Annotated in this window: 6 protein-coding genes and 1 pseudogene; 3 read left to right on the top strand and 4 right to left on the bottom strand. The window is 65.5% G+C overall.

Annotated features, from left to right (window positions below; all coding sequences use genetic code 11):
• Together JHC57_RS20565 and JHC57_RS20560 are read right to left on the bottom strand one after the other, a co-directional pair.
• Positions 1-493: pseudogene (locus JHC57_RS20565) on the bottom strand (MFS transporter); the annotation flags it as partial.
• Positions 494-593: 100 nt separating this feature from the next.
• Positions 594-1,055 (bottom strand): response regulator, encoded by a 462-nt coding sequence (locus JHC57_RS20560; protein WP_294032449.1) that lies wholly within the window; start codon positions 1,053-1,055, stop codon positions 594-596.
• A gap of 131 nt (positions 1,056-1,186) precedes the next feature.
• On the opposite strand from JHC57_RS20560, the gene JHC57_RS20555 reads away from it, so the two are divergent.
• Both JHC57_RS20555 and rsmD read left to right on the top strand, forming a co-directional pair.
• A complete protein-coding gene (locus JHC57_RS20555; RefSeq protein WP_294032448.1) occupies positions 1,187-2,032 on the top strand; it encodes a pseudouridine synthase in 846 nt (281 codons plus the stop codon).
• On the top strand, positions 2,032-2,574 hold the full coding sequence (rsmD, locus tag JHC57_RS20550; RefSeq protein WP_294032447.1) for a 16S rRNA (guanine(966)-N(2))-methyltransferase RsmD: 543 nt from the start codon (positions 2,032-2,034) through the stop codon (positions 2,572-2,574). Before JHC57_RS20555 ends, rsmD begins: the two co-directional genes overlap by 1 nt.
• Here rsmD and JHC57_RS20545 read toward each other — a convergent pair.
• Together JHC57_RS20545 and JHC57_RS20540 are read right to left on the bottom strand one after the other, a co-directional pair.
• Positions 2,561-3,826 (bottom strand): MFS transporter, encoded by a 1,266-nt coding sequence (locus tag JHC57_RS20545; RefSeq protein ID WP_294032450.1) that lies wholly within the window; start codon positions 3,824-3,826, stop codon positions 2,561-2,563. The genes rsmD and JHC57_RS20545 overlap by 14 nt on opposite strands.
• 83 nt (positions 3,827-3,909) lie before the next feature.
• Positions 3,910-4,461, bottom strand: coding sequence for a septal ring lytic transglycosylase RlpA family protein (locus JHC57_RS20540; protein ID WP_294032446.1), 552 nt, complete (start codon positions 4,459-4,461; stop codon positions 3,910-3,912).
• A gap of 497 nt (positions 4,462-4,958) precedes the next feature.
• On the opposite strand from JHC57_RS20540, the gene JHC57_RS20535 reads away from it, so the two are divergent.
• Entirely contained in the window at positions 4,959-5,840 is an 882-nt protein-coding gene (locus JHC57_RS20535) for a Rossmann-like and DUF2520 domain-containing protein (protein ID WP_294032445.1), read from the top strand.
• Positions 5,841-5,868: the final 28 nt, after the last annotated feature.

Below are 5,868 nucleotides of genomic sequence, written 5' to 3'. Positions count from 1 at the left end.
CCTCCAATATCTCGATGCGATAGGCGTCGATGACGATATCCTGCGTCGCCGACAGGAATGCGGTGATCAGCGCCCACACCGCAAACAAGCCCATGTCGCCCGGCTTCGGATCGCTCGCGCCGAGTTGCCAGATCGAAAGGAACAGCAATGCCTGTACAAGAAACAGCCAGCCACGCCGTTGCCCGAAGGTCCCTGTGAGGAAGGGCAGCGGCAGCTTGTCGACAAGCGGCGCCCACAGGAATTTGAGAGTATAGGGAATGCCCAGCGCAACTGCGAAGCCGATGGTCGCCGTATCAATCCCGACCTTCGCGAGCCAGAAGGTCATCGTTCCGATCAGAAGCGTCAAGGGAAAGCCGCTCGATATGCCGAGCAGGAAGGTGACCATCGGGTTTTTGCGGAGATAGGGACGGAACGCCGGGATCGACAGCGCAACGACCACGAGCCCGCCAAGGATCGCGACGAAAATGATAAACCGAATGAGATCAACCGACATGCCGCGCTCCCCGCGCACCCGCGTCGCGGGCGCCTGTTATGCGACAGGGCCTAAAGGCTTGGTCCCAAATTGGAAGCAGCTATTTATCGACTGGCCGCGCTCACGCGGCGGCAGGGCGCCAGAAAGTCGTGAGCCCGCCGACCTTGCGCGGCGCCTGATTCTTGCAGGTCATCATCTCGACCGCCTTGAGAGCCGACACCAGCGCCGACGCGCTGTGCGGCTTACCGAGGCAGGCGATCGCGATCTCCTCGGCATCGGCGGGGCATTGTCCCGTCACCAGCAGCACAGCGATCCCGCGGTCGCGCGCGAGCCGGGCAACCTCGCGTCCCGTCATATGGCCCGCCAGCCCGAGATCGAGAACGACGGCATCGACCGGCTCGGCGGCCATGATCGCCACGGCAGCCTCGCCCGAATCAACCGTCGCGACGATGTCATACCCGCTGACCTTCAGCGTGTGCTCATTGTCGAAAGCGGTCAGCGGATCATCCTCGATGATCAGCAATCGCTTGATGCAGGTCGGGCGGTGACCGAAGAGCATGATGACTCCTTCCAACAACGCCATGACTCGCTCCGTGCCGTCCCGCAAGATCGCTTCTGCTTGGCATCGACGAAGCGGGTCTTTTCCGGCTATGAGCGTGATCACAACGCAACACTCTTTCCTTTGAAAACGACAAGAAAGCCGCATCCGTTCCGATGACGACCCGCCGCCCGCCTCGCTCGACGCCTCGCCCCGCCGCAGACCGCGACGCCCCGAAAGGCCGCCGCGCCGCCCGCGGCGCCGCCGCCGCGCTCAAGACCAAGCCCGCCGAGGAGCGCGAGGATGGGCCGCAGCGCATCGCCAAGCTGCTCGCGCGCGCCGGCGTCGGATCGCGCCGCGACGTCGAACGGATGATCGAGGAAGGACGCATCGCGCTGAATGGCGAGGTGATCGCGCAGCCCGCCCCTTTGCTCGCCTCGCTCGACGGGCTGACGGTCGACGGCAATCCCGTCGCCAAACCGGTCTCGACGCGCCTCTACCGCTTTCACAAGCCCGCGGGCTGCCTGACCGCCGCGCGCGACCCCAAGGGGCGCAAGACGATCTATGACCTGTTGCCCAAGGGTCTGCCGCGCCTGATGCCGGTCGGCCGCCTCGATTATAATACCGAGGGTCTGCTCCTCCTTACCAACGACGGCGAATTCAAGCGTCAGCTCGAACTCCCCGCCAGCGGAGTCGAGCGCACCTATCGCGCGCGCGCCTTCGGTGACATCAGCCAGATGCAGCTTGAGGAGCTTATCGAAGGAATCGAGATCGACGGCATTCGTTACGGCAAGATCGACGCGAACCTCGAACGTCGCACCGGTCGCAACCAGTGGATCGAGATGACGCTGACCGAGGGCAAGAACCGGGAGGTTCGTCGCGTGCTCGAACATCTGGGATTGCAGGTCAGCCGTCTGATCCGCACGCGCTATGGCGAATTCACCCTTGCCGGCCTCGATATGGGAGCGGTCGAAGTCGTGCCGCGCGACGAACTGTTCAAATTCCGCCGGCACCTCGGCTGATGCGGGTAATTTCCGGCGAGTGGCGCGGTCGCAGGTTGCTTGCACCGAAGAACGATGCGACGCGCCCGACGGCCGACCGCACACGCGAAACGCTCTTCTCGATGCTCGCGAGCCGTCTTGGCAGCTTCGAAGGATTGGCTGTCGCGGACCTGTTCGCCGGCTCGGGCGCGCTCGGGATCGAGGCGCTTTCGCGCGGCGCCGAGCAATGCCTGTTCGCCGAGCAGGACCGCGATGCGCTCGACGCGCTGCGCAAGAATCTCGCGACGCTCGGGGCGACGCCACGCGCCGACATTCGTGCCGGTTCGGTGCTCGCCCTCGGGCCTGCGCGCCGCACCTACGATCTGCTGTTGATCGACGCGCCCTATGACACCGGCGCAGGCGGCGTCGCGCTCGACAAGCTCAATCGTTTGGGCTGGATCGGCGCCGACAGCTGGATCTCGATCGAGACCGGCGAGAAGGAATCTGTCGAGGTCGCGGGCTTCGAAATCGACGCGACACGCAAGGTCGGCAAGGCGAAGCTGACGTTGCTCAGGCCGGCGTAGCGATCCGTCGCACCATCAGCAGGCCCAGCCAGCTGACGATCCCGGCGAGTGCGAGATAATAGCCCACGGTCCCGGTCCCGCCCCGCTCGGCGAGCGCCTGCGCGACGATCGGCGCCATCGCGCCGCCCAATATGCCGCCGGCGTTGAACGCCACCGACGCCCCCGTATAGCGCACGCGCACCGGAAACAGCCCGGTCAGCCAGCTTCCGAGCGGACCATAGACCAATCCCATCACGAACAGCGCCGCAGCCAGCCCAGCGAAGATCAGCGGCCAGCTTTCCGACGCCAGCGACGGCCCGAACAGGAAGCCGATCAGGATCGTCGCGCCGCAGCCCCAGGTCAGCACGCGCTGCGCGCTCGACGCGTCGCTCCAGTATCCGGCGAAGACGATGCCCAGCGCCATGAACAGGATCGCGCCAAGCTGGATCAGCAGGAACTGCTCCTTCGGATAGCCGAGCACCGACGTCCCGTGGGCAAGCGCGAAACTGGTCGCAAGGTAAAAGATCGCGAAACAGGCGACGACCGCGAAGGTCCCCGCCAGCGTCGCGACCAGATGGTGCCGGAACAATTCGCCGAGCGGCACCGCGACCGGCGCCTCCTTTTCGAGCGCCTCGGCAAAGTCCGGCGTCTCACCGATCCTGAGCCGCACCCACAGTCCCAGCCCGACGAGCACTGCCGACAGCAGGAAAGGAATGCGCCAGCCCCACGCTGCGAAATCGGCATCGCTCAGTCCCAGCCCGAGCAGCAGGAACAGCCCGTTCGCCGCAATGAAACCAACCGGCGCGCCGAGTTGCGGGAACATGCCGAAGCGCGATTTCCAGCCCGACGGCGCATTCTCGACCGCAAGCAATGCCGCCCCGCCCCATTCACCGCCGAGCCCGAAGCCTTGCCCGAAGCGCAATATGCAGAGCAGCAGCGGCGCCACCCAGCCGACCATCGCATAGGTCGGCAGAAACGCGATCAGCAGCGTCGAGGCGCCCATCAGCATCAGCGACGCAACGAGCGTCGACTTGCGCCCGATCCGGTCCCCATAATGGCCGAAGACGATCGCTCCGACGGGCCGCGCGAAGAAGGCGAGCCCGAAGGTCATGAAGCTGTACATCAACTGCGCCGAGTCCGAACTCTCGGGAAAGAAGAGCGGCCCGAATACCAGCGCCGCCGCAGTGCCATAGATATAGAAATCATAAAATTCGACCGCGGTGCCGACGAGGCTCGCGGTCAGGATTCGCCGATGCTGTCGATAGGGTGCCAGATCCACGGGCAACGCCCCTCCCCATTGTTGTTCGCGACGCTTTGCGCGCGCGCCGTGCCCGGCGCAAGGTCGAATGCGAAGCGTCAGCGCCCCCCGGCGGCGAGCTGCGCGCGCAGATACAGCAACTCGCTATCGGGCACCCGCGACAGCGAAGCCGCGGGCTTGCCCTTGCGCAGCCGTTCGCGATCCTTTTCCGACGGCTCGACGCGGCGCACGCGCACCGGCGCATGGCCCTGCGCCTTCATGCCGAGCTGTTCGGCCGCACCGCGCGACAGGTCGATGATCCGCCCGCGCGCGAACGGGCCGCGATCGTTGACGCGGACGATGATCCGCCGCCCGCTATCGAGCGCGGTAACCTCGACATAGGTCGGGAGCGGCAAGGTGGTGTGCGCGGCGGTGATCCAGCCGGGCCGGAATTGTTCGCCGTTCGCCGTGCGGTTCCCCGATTCACTGCCGTACCAGCTCGCATAGCCAAGCGCGTCATAGGCGGGCGCGGCGGCGGGCACATAGGTCGTACCGCGGATCGTATAGGCTGGTCCTATGCGGACCGGCGTATCGGTAACGGGACGATATTTGCCGCCGGCGCAGGCGGAAAGCGCCAGAATGGCCAATGCCCCTCCGGCCAGTTTCATCATCGGATATCGCTGCATTGCCCGACCGTAGATGCGGGATATTGCGAGATAAAGCACGAACGGCAATCCGGGCGCTGGAAGCGCCTTTTGGCTTTGGGCGAATGGCGTATTTTTCGCTCCGTCGGGCTTAAAGCCACAAAAGCCCCGCATGCGCGCATCGAAACTGTGTCCTTTGTGGCTTTAGAAGCAGTATCCGGGGAGCTGTCTGCCGAAACCGACGATTTCAAAGAGCCGGTGAAGGCTGCCACGGCGCGATAATGTAGGACAGAAGTTTTTGGGGGGCGGTCGATGGCAGTTTCGGGGTGGGAGCGGACGGCAAGCCACCCCGCTTCGTCATCCCGGGCTTGACCCGGAATCCCGCTTCTTATGGCGGAAGAGCAGGTTTCGATTTCAAGCGGGACCCCGGATCAAGTCCGGGGTGACGATGATTGATCGGACAGCTTCTGGTCGAAAGCGACCTTCCATTGGAGAAACCCCGCCCGCGCGTTACACGGACGCCCATGACCCATGTCCGTTCCCGTCAGCCCGGAATCATCGGCACCGGCCGCGTCGCGCAGGCCCTTGTACTCGCCCTCGCTCCGCATTCGCCATCGCGGCCGATGCTGTGGGGCCGCGCTCCGGAGAAGCTCCACGTGACGGCGGAACAGGTCGGCGCGATCGCAATACCCGACATCGCTAGCCTGGTTACCGAATGCGACATCATCGCAATCGCTGTCGCCGACGATGCGCTGCCGGATATCGTGCCCGATATCGCAGCCGTGCTGCCGATGGGCCGAACGCCCCTGATCTTCCATGTCAGCGGGGGCAGCGGCGCGGCCATTCTCGATCCGCTACGCGCCGCCGGTGCGCTGACCGCCGCAATCCACCCCGCAATGACATTCACGGGCGATCCGGCGGTCGAAGCCCGGCGCATGGTGGCCGCGCGGTTCGCGATCACCGGCTCGTCCGCAGAGGCGACCGGAGCGGCCAAACGCATCGTCGCGCTGCTCGGCGGCGTCGCGGTCGAGATCGCGGAGGACCGGCGGGCGCTCTATCACGCGGCGCTCTGCCACGCATCGAACCATCTGGTGACGCTGATCGCCGGGGCATCCCGCGCGCTGGAGGAAGCGGGAGTCGACGATCCGGCGGCGTTGCTCGCGCCGCTCGTCCGCGCGTCGCTCGAAAACAGCCTCACCCTCGGCTTTGCGGGATTGTCGGGACCGTTGCTGCGCGGCGATGCCCGAACGATCGGCGGCCATCTCGATACGCTGGAGACGCATGGCCCCGAGCTGCTTCCCGCCTATCGCGCCATGGCGCGCGCGACGCTCGACGAATTGAAACGCGGCGGAACCATCCCTTCCGTCGGCCTCGCCGCACTGGACAGCCTGCTCGCTGTTCCCTAATCGTTCGCGCGTGAACGATACCCCCGCC

Origin of the sequence: Sphingopyxis sp., assembly GCF_016463645.1 — a bacterium.
Lineage (GTDB): Bacteria > Pseudomonadota > Alphaproteobacteria > Sphingomonadales > Sphingomonadaceae > Sphingopyxis.
This window is presented reverse-complemented; position numbering and strand designations above follow the sequence as displayed.

Bases quoted from the DNA above. Each gene is read 5' to 3' on its own strand.
- JHC57_RS20560 (WP_294032449.1), bottom strand. From the start codon at position 1,055: ATGGCGTTGTTGGAAGGAGTCATCATGCTCTTCGGTCACCGCCCGACC.
- JHC57_RS20555 (WP_294032448.1), top strand. From the start codon at position 1,187: ATGACGACCCGCCGCCCGCCTCGCTCGACGCCTCGCCCCGCCGCAGAC.
- rsmD (WP_294032447.1), top strand. From the start codon at position 2,032: ATGCGGGTAATTTCCGGCGAGTGGCGCGGTCGCAGGTTGCTTGCACCG.
- JHC57_RS20540 (WP_294032446.1), bottom strand. From the start codon at position 4,461: ATGATGAAACTGGCCGGAGGGGCATTGGCCATTCTGGCGCTTTCCGCC.
- JHC57_RS20535 (WP_294032445.1), top strand. From the start codon at position 4,959: ATGACCCATGTCCGTTCCCGTCAGCCCGGAATCATCGGCACCGGCCGC.